The following is a 16,748-nucleotide window of genomic DNA, read 5'->3' on the forward strand; positions in this document are numbered from 1 at the left end:
GCGAAGACACGCGCCACGCCTTCATGAAAAAGCCCCGGCGAGGCCGGTAACAGGCGCCACCGGGGCCACCGGGGCACGAGGCCCGGCATGCGTGCGCAGCGCGTCGGCAAGCCGCCACGCACCGCGAACGCGCGCGTCAATCGAGGATCGGCCGCAAGCCGGTCGGCTTCAGCTTCACGTCGGGCGCACGGCCCTTGCGCGCGCGCTTGCCGACGCATGGCGCGAGCGCCGCGCCGGCCAGCGTGACCTCCTGCGCCTTGCCACCCCGGCCGGTGCCGAGCAGCACGACGCCGCGGCCGTCGATCGCGAGCGCCTGCGCGAGCGTCTCCTTGTCTTCGAGCGCCATCAGGATCACGCCGCGCCCGCCCGCCGAGAGCGTCTTCATCTCGTCGAGGCCGAACACCAGCAGGCGCCCCTGCCCCGACAGGCAGGCCACCTGCGTGGCGAGCGGCATCACCGGCATCGGCGCGAGCGGCTCGGCGCCCTCGTCGATCGTCATGAACGCCTTGCCGGCCTTCACGCGGCTCACCATGTCGCCAAGCTTCGCGATGAAGCCGAAGCCGTTGCTCGACGCCAGCAGCAACTGCTGCTCGGCGTTGGCGGCGAAATAGTGCATCAGGTGCGAGCCCGATTCGAGCTCGATCAGCGAGGTGACGGGCACGCCGTCGCCGCGCCCGCCCGGCAGCACCTGCACCGGCACCGAATGCACGCGGCCCTTGCTGGCCCACGCGATCAGCACGTCGGGCGTGCGGCACTGGAACGCCGCGTAGAGCCCGTCGCCGGCCTTGAACGTGAAGCTCGCCGGATCGAGCCCGTGGCCCTTCAGCGCGCGCACCCAGCCCTTCTGCGAGACCACCACCGTGACCGGCTCGTCCACCACCTTCGCCTCGAACGTCGCGCGCTTCTCCTGCTGGATCAGCGTGCGGCGGTCGTCGCCGAACTGCTTCGCGTCGCCCTCGATCTCCTTGATCATCAGGCGCTTCATCGCGCTTTCGTTGGCGAGCAGCTCTTCGAGCTTCGCCTTCTCGGCGCGCAGCTCTTCCAGCTCCTTCTCGATCTTGATCTTCTCGAGCCGCGCGAGCTGGCGCAGCCGGATTTCGAGGATGTCGTCGGCCTGCCGCTCGGTCAGCCCGAACGCCGACATCAGCCCGGCCTTCGGCTCGTCCGACTCGCGGATGATGCGGATCACCTCGTCGATGTTGAGGAAGACGATCATCCGCCCTTCGAGGATGTGGATCCGGTCGTCGACCTTGCTCAACCGATGGCGGCAGCGCCGCGTCAGCGTGAGCTGGCGGAACCGCACCCACTCGCCGAGGATCGTGCCGAGCCCCTTCTGCGCGGGCCGGCCGTCGTTGCCGATCATCACGAGGTTGAGCGGCGCGTTCGATTCGAGGCTGGTGTGCGCGAGCAGCGACTGCACGAACTCGGCCTGATCGAGGCTGCGCGACTTCGGCTCGAACACGAGCCGCACCGGCGCGTCCTTGCCCGACTCGTCGCGCACCGCGTCGAGCAGGTCGAGCATCGTCTTGCGCGTGTTGACCTGCTCCGGCGACAGCGTCTTCTTGCCGGCCTTGATCTTCGGGTTGGTCAGCTCCTCGATCTCCTCGAGCACCTTCTGGCCCGAGGTGCTCGGCGGCAGCTCGGTGACCACCAGCTGCCACTGGCCGCGCGCGAGGTCCTCGATCTTCCAGCGCGCGCGCACCTTCAGGCTGCCGCGGCCGGTCTCGTAGGCGGCCGCGATTTCGGCGTCGCTCGAGATGATCTGGCCGCCGCCCGGAAAGTCCGGCCCCGGCACGATCTGCATCAGCTCGGCGTGCGTGAGCTTCGGGTTGCGGATCAGCGCGACCGCGGCCGTCGCGATCTCGCGCAGGTTGTGCGACGGGATCTCGGTGGCGAGGCCGACCGCGATGCCCGAGGCGCCGTTGAGCAGCGCGAACGGCAGGCGCGCCGGCAGCAGCTTCGGCTCGTCGAACGAGCCGTCGTAGTTCGGCATGAAGTCGACCGTGCCCTGGTCGATCTCGTCGAGCAGCAGCTGCGCGATCGGCGTGAGCCGCGCTTCCGTGTACCGCATCGCGGCCGCGCCGTCGCCGTCGCGCGAGCCGAAGTTGCCCTGGCCGTCGATCAGCGGATAGCGCATCGAGAAGTCCTGCGCGAGCCGCACCAGCGCGTCATAGGCGGACTGGTCGCCGTGCGGGTGGTACTTGCCGAGCACGTCGCCGACCACGCGCGCCGACTTCACCGGCTTCGCGTTGTTGCCGAGACCCATCTCGTTCATCGCGTAGAGGATCCGGCGCTGCACCGGCTTCTGGCCGTCGCAGACGTCCGGCAGCGCGCGGCCCTTGACCACGCTGACCGCGTAGCCGAGGTAGGCGCTCTCGGCGTAATGGCCGAGCGTCAGCACGTCGCCGCCGTCGGGCGGGGGCGGCGGCGGATCGAAAAAGTCGGGAGTGTTGTCGTCCATCGGGTATCGCTTCCGTATGCTTCCGTTGCTTCCGTATCGGTTCGAGGCGGCAGGCGCGCATCTCGGGCGGGCGGGCCGCCGCTCAGATGTCGGCTTCGACCTCGTTGCCCTTTTCTTCCAGCCAGCTGCGCCGCGCCGCGGCTTCGCCCTTGCCCATCAGCATCGTCATGCGCGAGACCGTGGCGTCATAGTCGAGCTGGCCGAGCGCCACCGGCATCAGGCGCCGCGTGTCGGGATTCATGGTGGTGTCCCACAGCTGCTCGGCGCTCATTTCGCCGAGGCCCTTGAAGCGGCTGATGGTCCACTGCGTGTCGCGCACGCCGTCCTTGCGCAGCTTGTCGAGGATCGCTTCCAGCTCTCCGTCGTCGAGCGCGTAGAGCTTCTGCGCGGGCTTCTTGCCGCGCGCCGGCGCATCGACGCGAAACAGCGGCGGACGCGCCACGAACACGTTGCCGCGCTCGATCAGCTGCGGGAAATGCTTGAAGAACAGCGTGAGCAGCAGCACCTGGATGTGCGCGCCGTCCACGTCCGCGTCCGACAGGATGCAGATCTTGCCGTAGCGCAGGTTCGAGAGATCGACGGTGTCGTCGGGGCCGTGCGGATCGACGCCGATCGCCACCGAGATGTCGTGGACCTCGTTGTTCGCGAACAGGCGGTCGCGCTCGGTCTCCCAGGTGTTGAGCACCTTGCCGCGCAGCGGCAGGATCGCCTGGTATTCCTTGTCGCGGCCCATCTTCGCCGAACCGCCCGCCGAATCGCCCTCGACCAGGAACAGCTCGTTGCGCGTGATGTCCTGCGTCTCGCAGTCGGTCAGCTTGCCCGGCAGCACCGCCACGCCCGAGCTCTTGCGCTTCTCGACCTTCTGGCCCGCGCGCGTGCGCGCCTGGGCCTGCTTGATCACCAGTTCGGCGAGCTTCTTGCCGTGCTCGACGTGCTGGTTCAGCCACAGTTCGAGCGCCGGGCGCGCGAACGACGAAACCAGCTTCACCGCGTCGCGGCTGTTGAGCCGCTCCTTGATCTGCCCCTGGAACTGCGGGTCGAGCACCTTCGCCGACAGCACGAACGAGACGCGCGCGAATACGTCCTCGGCCAGCAGCTTGACGCCCTTCGGCTGCAGGTTGTGCAGCTCGACGAAGCTCTTGACCGCCTGGTAGAGCCCGTCACGCAGGCCCGACTCGTGCGTGCCGCCGGCCGGCGTCGGAATCAGGTTCACGTAGGATTCGCGCGTGAGCGAGCCTTCCTCGCTCCAGGCCACCACCCACGAGGCGCCCTCGCCGTCGGCGAAGCTGTCGTCGCCCGACTTCGAATCGGCGAAGCGCTCGCCCTCGAACAGCGGGATCAACAGCTCGCTGCCGTTCATCTCGTCGAGCAGGTAGCCGCGCAGGCCGTCCTCGTACTTCCAGCTCTGCCGTTCGCCCGACTTCTCGTTGACGAGCACCACCTCGACGCCCGGCAGCAGCACCGCCTTCGAGCGCAACAGCCGCTGCAGCTCGCCGAGCGGCAGGTTCGGCGAATCGAAATACTTGCCGTCGGGCCAGACGCGCACGCGCGTGCCCGACTTCTTCTCGCCGCGGCCGGCCGCCTGCGTGACGAGCGGCTTGACCACGTCGCCGTGCGCGAAGCCGAGTTCGGCGCACTTGCCTTCGCGCCAGACCGTGACGTCGAGCCGCGTGGCGAGCGCGTTCGTGACCGACACGCCCACCCCGTGCAGGCCGCCCGAGAACGTATAGGCGCCGCCCGCGGCCTTGTCGAACTTGCCGCCCGCGTGCAGCCGCGTGAACACGATCTCGACCACCGGCACGCCTTCGTCCGGATGCAGGCCGAACGGGATGCCGCGGCCGTCGTCTTCGACCGAGACCGACTGGTCCGCATGCAGGGTGACCGTGATCTGCTTGCCGTGACCGCCGAGCGCCTCGTCCGAGGCGTTGTCGATCACTTCCTGAATGATGTGCAGCGGGTTCTCGGTACGCGTGTACATACCGGGCCGCTGCTTGACGGGCTCGAGGCCCTTCAGCACCTTGATCGATGCTTCGCTGTAGGCCGCTGCGGGCTTTTTCGTGGACATAGGCGCCAGTTTCGTCAATCGTCCGGGTGCTTGCCGGCCGCCGGGGCCGACAAGCGCGTGGACAAAACGTTGAATTCGATAAACGAGCCGATCGAAACAATCCGGTTACGCGACTGCTCCGAAAGCGGACGACACGCCGGCGCCGCGAGAGGCGCCGGGGGCCGGAACGCGGCGTATTTTACTGGTTCCTTGCGTGAGCGCTCATGACGGCTTGCGCTTGGCCTCGAGTTCTTCCCAGCGCTCCAGCGCCGCAAGCAACTCGTCGTCGAGCGCCGCGAACCGTTCCGTCAGCCGCGTGCCCTCCTTCGCGTCGCGCGCGAAGATCGAGCCGTCCTCGAGTTTTTCGTTGATCGCCTTCTGCTCGGCTTCGAGCGCGGCGATCTTTTCCGGCAGCGCGTCGAGTTCGCGCTGCTCGTTGAACGAGAGCTTGACCGTGCGCTGCGCGTTGCGCCCGCCCGCGGCCGCCGCCGCGGCGCCGGCTGCGTTGGCTCCGCCCGCCGCGGCCTTGCCCGCCTCGTCCTTCGGCGCCGGCTCGCGCCGGGATGCATCCTGCTGGGCGAGTTCGTCGGCACGCGTGCGCTGCACCTGCCAGTCCGAGAAGCCGCCCACGTATTCGCGCCAGCGGCCGTTGCCCTCCGAGGCGATCACCGAGGTGACCACGTTGTCGAGGAACGCGCGATCGTGGCTGACCAGCAGCACCGTGCCGTCGTAGTCGGCCAGCAGTTCCTCGAGCAGTTCGAGCGTCGGGATGTCGAGATCGTTGGTCGGTTCGTCGAGCACCAGCACGTTGGCCGGCCGCGCGAACAGCCGCGCCAGCAGCAGGCGGTTGCGCTCGCCGCCCGACAGCGAACGCACCGGCGAGCGCGCGCGCTCCGGCGCGAACAGGAAATCGCCGAGGTAGCTCATCACGTGCTTCTTCACGCCGCCGATCTCCACCCACTCGCTGCCCGGGCTGATCGTGTCGGCCAGGCTTTTTTCGAGGTCGAGCTGCGCGCGCATCTGGTCGAAGTAGGCCACCTGCAGGTTCGTGCCGGTGCGCACCTTGCCCTCGTCCGGCGTCAGCTCGCCGAGGATCAGCTTCAGCATCGTCGTCTTGCCGACGCCGTTCGGGCCGATCAGGCCGATCTTGTCGCCGCGCATCACCGTGGCCGTGAAGCGGTCGATGTAGGCGCGGCCGTCGTAGCGGATCGTCACGTCGGTCAGTTCCGCCACGATCTTGCCCGACTTCTCGCCCTGCGCCACGTCGAGCCGCACGTTGCCCTGCGTCGAGCGGCGCGCCGAGCGCTCCTCGCGCATCTGCACGAGCCGCGCGATGCGGCCCACGCTGCGCGTGCGGCGCGCCTCCACGCCCTTGCGGATCCAGACTTCCTCCTGCGCGAGCAGCTTGTCGAACTTGTCGTTCTCCACGCGCTCGACTTCGAGCTGCTGCGCCTTGCGCGTCTGGTAGCCCGAGAAGTTGCCCGGATAGGACAGCAGGCGGCCGCGGTCGAGTTCGACGATGCGCGTGGCGACGCGGTCGAGGAACGCGCGATCGTGGGTGATGAACAGCACGCTCGAGCGCTGCGAGATCAGCAGTTCTTCCAGCCAGCGGATGCCTTCGAAATCGAGGTGGTTGGTCGGCTCGTCGAGCAGCAGCACGTCCGGCTGCAGCACCAGCGCGCGGGCCAGCGCGACGCGCTTCTTCATCCCGCCCGACAGCGCTTCCACCTGGTTCGCGCCGTCCAGGCCGATCTGCGCGAGCGTGGTGGCGACGCGGGTGCGCCAGTTCCAGGCATCGGCCGTGTCGAGCGCCGACTGCAGCGTGTTCATGCGCGCCAGCAGCGCGTCGTGCTCGGTGCCTTCCGGCGTGTCCGCGAGACGGTGCGCGATCGTGTCGAACTCGTCGAGCAGCGCCTGCGTGTGCGCGAGGCCCGAGGCCACCGCGTCGAACACCGACTGCCCCGGCTCGAACTCGGGCTCCTGGGACACGTAGACCGTCACCAGATCCTGCTGGCGCGTGATCAGGCCGTCGTCGGGGCGCGCGAGCTCCGCGACGATCTTCAGCAACGACGACTTGCCCGCGCCGTTGCGGCCGATCAGACCGACGCGCTCGCCGGCTTCGAGCGAGAAATCCGCGTGATCCAGCAACGCGACGTGACCGAACGCAAGCTGCGCGCCGGTAATGGAATAGAGCGACATGGGGGAAGACGGCGAAGAGAAGGATTCGGAGACGCCCATTGTAACGGGCATCGGGCCGGGCGCCGTACCGGCCGGTCGGCCAGCGTGACGGAGTTTGGGGAAGAATTCCGTGAAAAGCTTGGTGAGCGGCGGGAAAACGCCTCGGCACGCGGACGCCCGAGGCCGCCCGGCACCGCCCCGCGAGCGGGCGGACGGCACGCGGCGGGCGGGATGCGGGCGAGAGGCTGTGGCGGCTTACTTGACGTCGATGTGGATCGTCTGGCTCATGGCGGGGCCGTAGGAGCGATGCGCGCCGTCGCCGAACTGCAGCGTGAGCGTGTGCTGACCCGGCGGCAGCGTCAGGTCGGTTTCGGTCTGGCCTTTGCCGAAGTGCAGCGAGCGCTCCGTGGCGGGGATCACCTGATCCTTCGGCACCGGGCCGCCGTCGATCTCGAGGTGATGATGCCCCGTGTCCGGCGTCAGGTCGCCGGCCGGCTTGATCGCCATGCCATCGACGCCGAACACGACGTGAACCGGGTTCGACACCGTGGCGCCGTCCTTCGGCGCGACGAAATACACGCGCGGCTGCGCGGCATGCGCGACGCCGGCGGACGCGGCAAGCGCGGTTGCGCAAAGCGTGGCGGCCATCCATCGTTTGCTGATCATCGTTCTCTCCTGTTTCCTGTTGCCCTGCGGCCTGTTGTCAGGCGGGTCGGGCAGGTCGGGGGGAAGGGGTGACGCGCGGCAAGCATACACCGTGAGGGATGGAGGCAGGGTTGGCCGGTGTCGGGCGGGCGGGGGCGGCGTTTCGGGTATATTGCGCGGTTTGCTGGCTCGGGGTGCGCTTCGTGCCTGGCGGGCAACTGCGGTTGATGGCGGGCGATTGGACGGCGCCGTCGTGGTTTTTTATGTTCTTTTCACGTATTCAATATGGCTGTCGGGATTACCGTCATGAGCGAAGTGGTCGAGTACAAGAGCTGGGTCTGCCTGATCTGCGGCTGGATCTATAACGAGGCGGAAGGCTTGCCCGATGAAGGTATCCCCGCCGGCACGCGGTTCGCGGACCTGCCGGCCGACTGGCGCTGCCCGCTTTGCGATGTGGGCAAGGATGACTTTGTTGCCGTGGAGTTTTGAGGGGGCGGGCTCGGGCTCGCTGTGAGGTGCTGTGAGCGTTCGTGAGCGGGATCGAGTACGGCTTTCGGCTGCGGCGGTCTTTGCTATACTCTCCCCCGCTGAACGGCCGCCCCGCGATGAAGGTTGCTGGGGTGAGTCGTACTAGTTTGGCTTGATGAAGTCAGCCGCCGCTCCCCGGCCTTGCCGCCGGCAAACGGCCCGCTTCGCGACTATCCGCTCCCCGTAGTTCAATGGATAGAACAAGCGCCTCCTAAGCGCTAGATACAGGTTCGATTCCTGTCGGGGGGACCAAGGAAAGACTTCAGAGCCTTATTCCACAAAGGATCTCCGAGAATTTGGCGTAAATCTGGCGTAACTTCTAAGATTCTCGCCCCCAATATTTGGCTCGACAAAGAGCAATCGGCGCGGCATATACTGTACGTCCATACAGCATATGCCGCGCCGTACCGTGATCCTACCCTCAAATGACCCGCCGCAGCTCTCCGAGCTTGAAGCAATATGGCGTTCATGCACGTATGCAGAAGTGCATCGCTTGATCCTTGAGATCCTGCACCTTCGTGTGACGCTACGCGAACTCGGCACGCATGGCCGCGATACTGTCCGCGCTGTCGACCGGGCATTCGATAAAGCTGGACTAGACCCCGTGGCGATCGTACCGCTTCGCAGGATGGTCCGCCAACTCGAAATTGAAATTGACCGCGGCGGCCCCCTCGACAATCCGCGCGCCTTCCGCCGGCCATTCTCGGACGAATGGTCAACGTACAACACGGTGCGCGCAATGCTCAACGCTGCACCGGACGAGCCCGACCCAGGCGCCGCCCAATCCCATATGCTCCCGGAATTTCGCCGCGTGAGCTGGGCCGAACTGCGCGCGGCGTGGCACTCGATCTGCCGGCGGAAATCAACGGATCAGACTATCGCGCAAAGACTCGTGCTCGAAACCGTGTACACGCGCCGCTTGATACGGCGAGCGACGAAGCTGGTGCATGAGATCGAAATTGCCCTCCCGAACTCAGCCGAGGCCAAGCTACTTCGTCACATTCTCGAAGCCGAAGTAAGACACCCCGGCTAATTGCGAGAATGGCGGCCAGCGCATTCGCTCGCCAGCCGCCACTCGCGACACACTACGCCGCGCGCACGGCGCCCGCGTCCATCCCGGCCAGCGCGGCCGCGACGATCCGATAACCGTCGTTGTACAGTCGCTGGCGCACGTCGACTGACATGTTGCGATCGAACGAACTCGCATAGCCAGTCGGCACGCTCACGACCACCGCGCCGCTACGGACGTCAGCCGCGATTCGTGCCGACTCGTTCGATGCGAGCATCAAATCGATAACACGCGGCGCGAGCACACGCAGCCCGTAGTCGCCGGGCGGTAGAACGGCGTCGTCGGATCGCAGGAACACGCCGAGGCGCGGAACCTCGTCGAAGACCAGGTCGCTGACCGGAACGTTGTCAGCCGTGCCGCCGTCGACGAGCAAAGCGCCGGCGACGGCAACGGGCGGAAAGACGAACGGTATCGAAGCGCTCGCGCGCGCAGCGAGTGCGATCGGCACGTCGGGAGTTGTCGCGCGCGACAGCTGGAACTCGCGCTCGGTCAACAGATCCGCCGCGACGATCTTCAGCTCGACGCCGAGCTGCGCGAACGTGCGCCCGCCCGTCGCGTCCGTCAGGAACGAGAGCAGCTCGTCGCCACTGCATAGCGCTTTGCGACGCACGGCCGACCAAGCCGAAAACCGCATCATCGGCGACCAGTCGAGCGACATGCACAGCGAATGCATGTCGGACAACGACATGCCGGCCGCGTATAGCGCGGCGACGATCGAACCGCCCGAGGTACCGGACAGCTCGCGGATCTCACGGCCTGCGTCGACGATCGCCTGCAGCGCACCGAGATGCGCTGGCAGACGAAAGCCCGAGCCGCTCAAAGCAACCCGGATCGGCCTCATTGCGATGCGCTCGCGGCGAGCGGCACCGAGGCATCGGACGCGGGCACCGTCGCCACCGGCGGGCTCGATTGCGCGAGCCAGTTGGACAGCGCGATCGAGGCCGTACCGAGCGCGATACGAATTCCTTCGCGCGTGACGCTGTCGATCGGCAACAGCGCGAGCAGACTGATCGCCTGCGGAATCACGGTGTTGACCAGGCCGGCCGCGCTCGACGGATCGAGCGTAGCAACCGCGGCACACAGCTTGCCATTGTCCGTCGCGAGCAGCGCGAGATTCGGATCGGCCGGAATCGACGCACTCAGATCGAGCAGCACCGGTTGCACGAGTGCGCAGGCTTTGATCGCTTTCGTTTGTGCATCGGCGGCCAGCTTCGCGACTGCCTGTTGAGCAGCCGACGTGCAGCCGACGATCGAGACAGCGAACAAGACGATGCCTGCCGCGAGCAGCATGAGCTTTTTCATAGAGTTCCTTCAGTTGAGAATTGCCGCGAGCGCGGCGAGAGATTCAGAAATGGACCTGCGCCAGCGTATTCGCCGGCTTACTGCACTGCCGCCGGCGCCGCCGACATGACGGCCGCCGGCGACGTAACTGCGGGAGCCGGCTCTGCGACCGCAACAGCGGCCGCACCACTGGCCAGCGGAGCGACTGCACCGGGAATCGTCAGCGACTTGCGCGAATCCGTGCGTCCGGATTTGGTGGTGGCATGCGTTGCAATCCACGCCAAGCCGCCGGTGATGCCGGCGACGTACGAATTCGCGTCAACCTTCCCGACGACCACGAGCGCGCCCCACGCGGCGTACAGCAACACCGCACCAGCGAAATACAACACGTTCATTTGCACCTCCAAAAAAAATGGCCGCGCATGGCGGCCGCTGTTGAAATGCGGTTGATCGCTTCAGCCGTCGAGTGCGCTGAGGTTGTGCGACTTGATGATCGAAATCAGCTTCGTCGCGTAGTTCGGATCGGTCGCATAGCCGGCATCGGCGATCGCTTTCGCGAACGTCGCGCCGCTCGTATACGCGAATGCCGGTTTGTAACGCTGGTTCGAAGTGAGGAACTTCGCGTGGTCCGCGATGCTGCCGAGCCAGTCCGGATATGCCCGGAACGCATCGGTGATCGGGACGTCGCGGCCCTGCAGGTGCTCCTTCGTGTTTTCCATCACGATCGGGCCGTGCCAGCTCGAATCGGCTTTGATGCCGAACAGGTTGTGTCCGGGCGCATTCACACCCCAACTCGACTCGAGTGCGGCCTGCGCGACGGTGAAGCTCGCCGGGATCCGCGTGACCTTCGCCGATGCTTGCGCCGCCGGCGCGATTGCTGCAATGAAATCTTCCGGTTTCATATCATTCCCCCGATGGCGGCCGGCCGTGAAGCAACGCCCACAGCGCCCCGCCGATAGTGATAAAAGGCGCAACGAACATCGCCGCTCGTCGCAACCACTTTGCGAGGCCAGCAAAGTAACTTGCGCCCCGCTCGGTCCGGCCGAAGATTCCGACCAGGGTTTTCGTGTCTTGCTCGATTCGCTTCGAGCGCTCGTCAGCAGCGCGTGTCATCTCCGTGTTCACTTCGAGCGCTTCATGTACGCCAGCAAATCGACGATCGATCTGCGCTTGAAACTGATCGAATCGTTCGTCATGCCGAACGAGCGTTACGCCGTGCTCGTCGACGCGCTCAGCGAGCGATGGCGGTCCCGCGCCGTGTTGTGGTTCGTGCTTCATAGATCCCCGGAAATAAAAAAAGCCGCCCAGTGGGCGGCCGCTCGATAGCCTTGCCTGAATCAGCTTTCCACCGTTCCGCCGATGAAATTCGCTCGCCCGGCAGTGGGCGAAGTTTTGTCGCTCGCCGGCGCCACGATCTTCTGCTCAGCGTAGTCGCGCGGCGACATACCGGCGGTCGGCAGTTCGCTGAACTCGATCGGCTGCGCGTAGAGCGGCTGTTTGCCGGCCGTGTACGTGTCTTTGCTGACGAACGATGCGAGTTGAGCGATGCTGCGCGTGTTCTGATAATCGAACGTGACTTGCTGCACCACGTGGTACCCCGCTACCGCGCCCGTTCCGGGCGTCGTGTAGTCGATCAAGATCGGCATGAAAAACCCCTTAAAAATAGGTGCAATCGAGAAACATTACTGACATCCAACTATAGATTGCTGACGTGTACTGAATTGGCGGGTTCTGCACCTGCACTGAATAGATGAGATCGACTTTCCCGTATACGCTTGACTGACTCCTCCAATAAAAATTGGTGTTCCAGTATTCAATCTGTATGAGAATCGGCTGGCCCGGAAAAGTTACTTGCGAGACGTCGAGCCACTTCGCAACGACGTTCTGAACGAGATACATGTCTTTCCCCGCGAACGTCTGATCGACGAGCACGGAGCCAGGCCCAGGACCGCCCGTATAAAAGACGCTACCCACCTGGGCCGTTCCGATGACGCGCATGTATGGCAAACGGCTGTCGAACGACACAGTGCCGTCAGCCGGGTTTTTGATCCTCAAGCCAACACGGCCGATCGGCGTGATGAGCGCCGGGTCGCCGAATACAATCCACTCAACCGGTGCTGCGTTCGTCTGACAGATCACTTGATACGTGATCGTGCCGTCGCCGTTGATAATCCGCCGCCATAACGAACACGCGTATCCGACCATCCGATAGCCGAGCAGCGCCGATGGATGGTAGGGCACAGTGATCATCGCAACGTATCGAACGGGGTCCGTGTAATTGCTAAGCTGCTGCGCGTACGTCGCGCCCCGTTGCCACAGCGCGAGGTTCTTGTACCGCTCGTCGATTTGCAGGACGTTTTGATTGTTACGGATGCGCGCACCGACAGACATGTCTCAATAAGTCCCATAAGTCACTCGGCAATCCACGTTGCCGCTGAGGCCCGCGTATTCCCAGTTAACGGTGTTTCCATCCACCCACACCTGCGGCCCCCACGTCGTGGCATTGTCAGACGTGTCGTGGCAATACGCCCATACCAACTGCGCGCCGTCGACCGGCACGACGACACTGCCCGAAGGGCCGTTTGTTGTGAACTCACCTTTCTGGCACGTGATCCGGTCCGTGATTTCAAGGATGACCTGCCCTGCCGCGTTCTTGATGCGAAGCCCGTTTGCCATTAGAGATCGGTTCCCAGGTGAATCACGTCAACGCCGCCCTGCCAAATGACGAGCGACTGCGACGTGATGCGCATTTGAGATGTTGAAGTCGAGCCGGACCCGTTGATTTCCATCGTGCCGGCTTTGTTGATCTGCCAGCCCTGACTGCCCGACACGTAGTTATCGCTCTGGATCGCGCTGCCGATCATGGCGTTCGTGATCCAGCCCGCACCGATCAAGGCTTGCGAAATGAACACCTGCCCGCCCTGAATGACGAACGGCGATGTCACTGTCGAGCCATTCGGATCCAGCACCGCAAACCTGCTGGCCGACACGAGCACCTGCGATTCAACGGCACCGCTGCTGTTGTCGACGCCCACACCGATTCCTGCGATGTACGTACGCCCGTTCGCCGTGATCTGCGTCTTGATCTGATAGCTCGCGGCGACACGGCCGCTCAGGTCGGCGTACGAAGACTGCGCCGTCTGAGCCACGGCCTGAGCGTCATTCGCAACCGATTGCACGGTCGTGATCTGCTCCGCCTGCGCGCTATCAGCAGTGACACGAGCCGTCGTTTCGGTCTGAATTGCCGCGCTCAGAGCCTGATCAGCACTCTTCAGCTGCGCGGCCACCGTGTCAGTGCGCTGCGCCTGCGCTAGATCCGCTTCCTGCATCGCCGACTGGATCGACCACACGCCGGCATACGACACGTCGTCGCCCGCGTAGATATCGGCCTGGCCGGCCATTGGCGGCGTAATCGACTCGATCGGGGCGAGCAGATCCCCCGCCAGTTGCGTCGAAGTGATCTGCCCGGTGAGGTACGTCAGAATCTCGCCAGCATCGTCGCTGCTCGCGCCCTGCACGCCGGCGCCGGCCGGATACCACGGCCCGATATTTCCCGTCGTGTCGACGAGCCGCCCCCAGAAATAGAACTGCTGTCCGGCGGCCAGCCCCATCAAATTCGCGGTCGCCTGCGGATACGCGTAATCGGCAAGCTTCACCGACGCGGTGCGATCGTTCGTCCGGCTGTACCAGATTTCCGTGCGCTGCGTGTCACCGGCCGAGCCATCCGCCGGAAAGGCCCAATCAAGCTTGATCGCGAACACCTGCGACGTCGCAGTCAGGCTGACGAGCGCCGGCGGCGGACTCGTCTTACCCGTGAGCTGCGTGCTCGCCGCGTAGGCCGGAATCGACGTCACACCCATCGCGTTCTGAGCGCGCACACGCGCGACGTACGCCCCCTGATAGATGCCGCTCACTTCAACTTGCAATCCGCCGGTCTGATTCGCCGACACCCATTCGCCATTGTCTTTCTGCCACTCCGGCAAGTAGTTGACCGCGTTGGCCGCAGAATCCCACGCGATCACCATGACCGTCTTCGAAATGCCTTGATCGATCACGGAGTACGTCGACAGTCTCACATTCGCCGGCGGCGCCTGCACTGACGGTGGAATGATCGTGATCGGCCGAACCTGAATTGCCGCGCCGTTGTCGATGGCCGCGTACTTTCCCGGTTCGTACTGCGTCGCATTGATCGCGTACGTGATCTGCCCGTCGTCGTCGGACTCCTGAACGCTCACGACACGGAACAGCTGAGACGCGAGGTCCGCGCTTTCCAGCATCCACACCGCGCCCGGCACCGGCTGCGCGTCGAACGCGGCATCAATCGTCAGCGCGTCTCCCGCAACGTCCTGCACGGTCCGCTTTTGCGCACGGCCCGTCGGCAGGATCACGGTTAGCGAATCGCCTGCGGACACGATCGGCGACTTGTCGAGCGTCACGACTCTGCTGCTCGCCGCACGAATGCGACCGCCGATGCGCTTTCCCGCTTTCGCCGGGTCAGCGACCGCGATGATCGTTCCGGGCGGGCACAGCGTGCCGTCGAGCCCAACCGAAAAGGACACCGTGTTCGTCTCGTAGCGGCTCGTCAACAGCGTCCACAAGCCGAGTCGGTGCGCTTGACCCTGCGACGTCGTACCGAACGCAGTGATCTCCGCTTTCGTGACGCCGTAGCGCGCAATGCCATCGTCGTCGGCAACGTACTCGACAGCCTGTTTATACCCATTCGACGGATCGTTCCAGCTGATCAGGGCCGTTGTATAGCGCGTGCTCCTAGACGACCCAGCGTATTCGAACACGCCGTTGACGACGTTCGCCGCCGTGTACACATACTCCGGATCCTGCGGCATGTCAGCGCTCGCGACGACCTCACCGGGCCCCCAGTACGCGATGCCTCGAAATACCGTCGCCAGATCCTGCAGGACCTTGTAGGCGTCAGCGCGCGTCTGGAGCACCGCGTTGCAAGTAAAGCGCGGCTCCTGACCGCCTTTTCCGTCCGACACCATCACGTCGCAATACTGCGCGATTTGATAGAGACCCCACTTGTCGATCATCGTCGCGTCGACGAGCTTCCCGAGGCCGTAGCGCTTGTTCAAGACGAGATCGTAGAAAATCCAGGCCGGATTGTCCGTCCACGAGGTTTTGAACGTGCCGTCCCACGTGCCGGCATACGTCCGCGTGTCGACGTCGTAGTTCGCCGGAACACTGATGATCATCCCTTTGACATCGTAAGCGCAGGTCGGAATCGCACTGAACGACCTTGCATCGAAAGTCAGACCGATAAGCGCACTCATCGGATAACGAAGCTTCCGATCGATGACCTCGGTGATCGCTTCGATGTTCACGGTGTCGGCAATCAACGAGCTGTGTGCATTCGGCGTGAGGCGCCGCACACGCACGAGCCAGCCCGTCGTTGCAGCCGGCAACTCGACACGTACACTGCGCTCATAGAGCGACGTCGTTTTCCCATCGAACGCGCCTGACAACACCTGCGCGTAAGCACCACCATCGGCCGAGACGTCGATCGCGTACTCGACGCGAAAGCCGATGACATCCCCGGTCGACTGGTTCGACTGCTGCAATGACGGCACACCGAATCGGATTCGTGCAGCCGTCAGTTGCACGTTCTCGAGCTGGTGAACCCATGGCCCGTCAGACGTGAGCGCGACGCCGACCGCGATCTCATTCTCGACGGACGAAAAGCCCGACATGAACGTCTGATCCTGTGTGCCCGTGCGCGTATCAACTGAATAGTTTGTGAAGTTGGTCGAGCCGTCACTGTTTTGGATCGGCGTATCGTCGAGATAAACCGACTGGAGACCGTTCACGAGCCCCTGAATCGGACCTTCGGAAATGACGTCGAGCACCTTCGCCGTCGCGACAGAATGCAGGCTATCCGGAGATTCAGTGGCCGCACCCGACGAGCCGCCGCCCTTGCTTCCGAGAAAATTCATTAGCTTTGGTCCTCGGCATAAATACCGGCGCTCACGCGCTTCGATCCCACGCGCATCTGACCGTAGACGACCTGAACGCAGTCCCCCTGAGCATCGCTGTTAACCGGCCCGCTGAAGTAGTAAGACGTGCCGTTGTTGCCGCTCGCGCTGGCGAGACCACTCGTCTGCGGGCTCAACAACTGCATGACGCCGCCGAGCGCCATCGAGGCACCCAAGCCCAGAAACGTCGAGGATGCGCCGGCCCACAAAGCGGCGTTCACACCAGGGATAAACGAAGCCGCGACCAACGCCGCTCCAACGATTACCTGGAACAGCCCGCCCGACTTGCTTCCCATCAAGATCGGCGCGATTCGGATCTCGTCGTCACCGACCGGGTGTTGCAGCTGATCCTCGCTGAGATTGCGCCGCCCGTTGAACACAGCGAACGTCAGGCCGTTATCCTTTGCGTTCAGCATGAACGCCCGGAAGCCCGGCACGATCGCGCACAGCGCGCGCACCGCCTCGGCCGTCGAGGAAACCGCGAGTCGGTATTCGCGGCCGAAACGCGCACCGAGCGTGCCGTACAACTTGATAGTTCGGATTTTTTCGTTCACG

16 protein-coding genes, 1 tRNA gene and 2 pseudogenes are annotated in these 16,748 nt (G+C 64.7%); 4 read left to right on the forward strand and 15 right to left on the reverse strand.

The window, feature by feature from the left end:
• Positions 1-136 precede the first annotated feature (136 nt).
• The 6 genes and pseudogenes from parC to BpN12_RS29075 all read right to left on the reverse strand — a co-directional run bounded on the left by parC (position 137) and on the right by BpN12_RS29075 (position 7,349).
• Complete coding sequence (parC, locus tag BpN12_RS29060; protein WP_246795606.1) at positions 137-2,461, reverse strand: DNA topoisomerase IV subunit A; 2,325 nt, start codon at positions 2,459-2,461, stop codon at positions 137-139.
• An 82-nt stretch (positions 2,462-2,543) separates the two neighbouring features.
• Positions 2,544-4,526 (reverse strand): DNA topoisomerase IV subunit B, encoded by a 1,983-nt coding sequence (locus tag BpN12_RS29065; protein ID WP_246795607.1) that lies wholly within the window; start codon positions 4,524-4,526, stop codon positions 2,544-2,546.
• 201 nt (positions 4,527-4,727) lie between these two features.
• On the reverse strand, positions 4,728-5,312 hold the full coding sequence (locus tag BpN12_RS33475; RefSeq protein WP_425306380.1) for an ATP-binding cassette domain-containing protein: 585 nt from the start codon (positions 5,310-5,312) through the stop codon (positions 4,728-4,730).
• Between the two features lie 33 nt (positions 5,313-5,345).
• Positions 5,346-5,660 (reverse strand): annotated as a pseudogene (locus BpN12_RS33480) (ATP-binding cassette domain-containing protein); the annotation flags it as partial.
• 210 nt (positions 5,661-5,870) lie between these two features.
• Positions 5,871-6,755 (reverse strand): annotated as a pseudogene (locus tag BpN12_RS33485) (ABC-F family ATP-binding cassette domain-containing protein); the annotation flags it as partial.
• A gap of 183 nt (positions 6,756-6,938) precedes the next feature.
• Positions 6,939-7,349, reverse strand: a complete 411-nt coding sequence (locus BpN12_RS29075) for a DUF4399 domain-containing protein (RefSeq protein ID WP_246795608.1) — start codon at positions 7,347-7,349, stop codon at positions 6,939-6,941.
• A gap of 285 nt (positions 7,350-7,634) precedes the next feature.
• Between BpN12_RS29075 and BpN12_RS29080 the strand changes: the two genes are divergently transcribed.
• The 3 genes from BpN12_RS29080 (at position 7,635) to BpN12_RS29090 (ending at position 8,889) form a co-directional block, all read left to right on the forward strand.
• Complete coding sequence (locus BpN12_RS29080; protein ID WP_198251460.1) at positions 7,635-7,817, forward strand: rubredoxin; 183 nt, start codon at positions 7,635-7,637, stop codon at positions 7,815-7,817.
• A 216-nt stretch (positions 7,818-8,033) separates the two neighbouring features.
• Positions 8,034-8,108 (forward strand) — tRNA-Arg (locus BpN12_RS29085).
• Positions 8,109-8,349: 241 nt separating this feature from the next.
• Positions 8,350-8,889 (forward strand): hypothetical protein, encoded by a 540-nt coding sequence (locus BpN12_RS29090; RefSeq protein ID WP_246795609.1) that lies wholly within the window; start codon positions 8,350-8,352, stop codon positions 8,887-8,889.
• Positions 8,890-8,941: 52 nt separating this feature from the next.
• On the opposite strand, the gene BpN12_RS33345 is transcribed toward BpN12_RS29090, so the two are convergent.
• From BpN12_RS33345 to BpN12_RS29110, 4 genes are all read right to left on the reverse strand, one after another.
• Entirely contained in the window at positions 8,942-9,766 is an 825-nt protein-coding gene (locus BpN12_RS33345; protein ID WP_280529144.1) for a patatin-like phospholipase family protein, read from the reverse strand.
• Positions 9,763-10,227: a hypothetical protein gene (locus tag BpN12_RS29100; RefSeq protein ID WP_246795610.1), complete on the reverse strand. Its 465-nt coding sequence runs from the start codon at positions 10,225-10,227 to the stop codon at positions 9,763-9,765. Before BpN12_RS29100 ends, BpN12_RS33345 begins: the two co-directional genes overlap by 4 nt.
• Positions 10,228-10,304: 77 nt before the next feature.
• Positions 10,305-10,601 (reverse strand): hypothetical protein, encoded by a 297-nt coding sequence (locus BpN12_RS29105; protein WP_246795611.1) that lies wholly within the window; start codon positions 10,599-10,601, stop codon positions 10,305-10,307.
• A 60-nt stretch (positions 10,602-10,661) separates the two neighbouring features.
• Positions 10,662-11,222 carry a glycoside hydrolase family 73 protein gene (locus tag BpN12_RS29110; RefSeq protein ID WP_246795612.1) on the reverse strand — a complete coding sequence of 187 codons (561 nt, stop codon included), beginning with the start codon at positions 11,220-11,222 and terminating at the stop codon, positions 10,662-10,664.
• 121 nt (positions 11,223-11,343) lie between these two features.
• On the opposite strand from BpN12_RS29110, the gene BpN12_RS29115 reads away from it, so the two are divergent.
• Positions 11,344-11,532 carry a hypothetical protein gene (locus BpN12_RS29115; protein ID WP_246795613.1) on the forward strand — a complete coding sequence of 63 codons (189 nt, stop codon included), beginning with the start codon at positions 11,344-11,346 and terminating at the stop codon, positions 11,530-11,532.
• A gap of 11 nt (positions 11,533-11,543) precedes the next feature.
• On the opposite strand, the gene BpN12_RS29120 is transcribed toward BpN12_RS29115, so the two are convergent.
• The 5 genes from BpN12_RS29120 to BpN12_RS29140 are packed head-to-tail and all read right to left on the reverse strand — an operon-like array spanning position 11,544 to position 16,747.
• Positions 11,544-11,852 carry a hypothetical protein gene (locus BpN12_RS29120; RefSeq protein WP_246795614.1) on the reverse strand — a complete coding sequence of 103 codons (309 nt, stop codon included), beginning with the start codon at positions 11,850-11,852 and terminating at the stop codon, positions 11,544-11,546.
• 10 nt (positions 11,853-11,862) lie between these two features.
• The gene (locus tag BpN12_RS29125) at positions 11,863-12,597 is read right to left on the reverse strand and encodes a hypothetical protein (RefSeq protein ID WP_246795615.1); all 735 of its coding nucleotides are present in this window, start codon (positions 12,595-12,597) and stop codon (positions 11,863-11,865) included.
• 3 nt (positions 12,598-12,600) lie between these two features.
• The gene (locus tag BpN12_RS29130; RefSeq protein WP_246795616.1) at positions 12,601-12,882 is read right to left on the reverse strand and encodes a hypothetical protein; all 282 of its coding nucleotides are present in this window, start codon (positions 12,880-12,882) and stop codon (positions 12,601-12,603) included.
• The gene (locus tag BpN12_RS29135; protein ID WP_246795617.1) at positions 12,882-16,154 is read right to left on the reverse strand and encodes a TipJ family phage tail tip protein; all 3,273 of its coding nucleotides are present in this window, start codon (positions 16,152-16,154) and stop codon (positions 12,882-12,884) included. The genes BpN12_RS29130 and BpN12_RS29135 overlap by 1 nt, the downstream gene beginning before the upstream one ends.
• On the reverse strand, positions 16,154-16,747 hold the full coding sequence (locus tag BpN12_RS29140) for a tail assembly protein (protein WP_246795618.1): 594 nt from the start codon (positions 16,745-16,747) through the stop codon (positions 16,154-16,156). Before BpN12_RS29140 ends, BpN12_RS29135 begins: the two co-directional genes overlap by 1 nt.
• Between the last annotated feature and the right edge of the window lies 1 nt (position 16,748).

Origin of the sequence: Burkholderia perseverans, assembly GCF_022870505.1 — a bacterium.
GTDB classification, from domain to species: domain Bacteria; phylum Pseudomonadota; class Gammaproteobacteria; order Burkholderiales; family Burkholderiaceae; genus Burkholderia; species Burkholderia plantarii.

Coding starts and splice junctions, on each gene's coding strand:
- parC (WP_246795606.1), bottom strand. CDS start 2,461: ATGGACGACAACACTCCCGACTTTTTCGATCCGCCGCCGCCCCCGCCC.
- BpN12_RS29065 (WP_246795607.1), bottom strand. CDS start 4,526: ATGTCCACGAAAAAGCCCGCAGCGGCCTACAGCGAAGCATCGATCAAG.
- BpN12_RS29075 (WP_246795608.1), bottom strand. CDS start 7,349: ATGATCAGCAAACGATGGATGGCCGCCACGCTTTGCGCAACCGCGCTT.
- BpN12_RS29080 (WP_198251460.1), top strand. CDS start 7,635: ATGAGCGAAGTGGTCGAGTACAAGAGCTGGGTCTGCCTGATCTGCGGC.
- BpN12_RS33345 (WP_280529144.1), bottom strand. CDS start 9,766: ATGAGGCCGATCCGGGTTGCTTTGAGCGGCTCGGGCTTTCGTCTGCCA.
- BpN12_RS29100 (WP_246795610.1), bottom strand. CDS start 10,227: ATGAAAAAGCTCATGCTGCTCGCGGCAGGCATCGTCTTGTTCGCTGTC.
- BpN12_RS29105 (WP_246795611.1), bottom strand. CDS start 10,601: ATGAACGTGTTGTATTTCGCTGGTGCGGTGTTGCTGTACGCCGCGTGG.
- BpN12_RS29115 (WP_246795613.1), top strand. CDS start 11,344: ATGTACGCCAGCAAATCGACGATCGATCTGCGCTTGAAACTGATCGAA.
- BpN12_RS29120 (WP_246795614.1), bottom strand. CDS start 11,852: ATGCCGATCTTGATCGACTACACGACGCCCGGAACGGGCGCGGTAGCG.
- BpN12_RS29125 (WP_246795615.1), bottom strand. CDS start 12,597: ATGTCTGTCGGTGCGCGCATCCGTAACAATCAAAACGTCCTGCAAATC.
- BpN12_RS29130 (WP_246795616.1), bottom strand. CDS start 12,882: ATGGCAAACGGGCTTCGCATCAAGAACGCGGCAGGGCAGGTCATCCTT.
- BpN12_RS29135 (WP_246795617.1), bottom strand. CDS start 16,154: ATGAATTTTCTCGGAAGCAAGGGCGGCGGCTCGTCGGGTGCGGCCACT.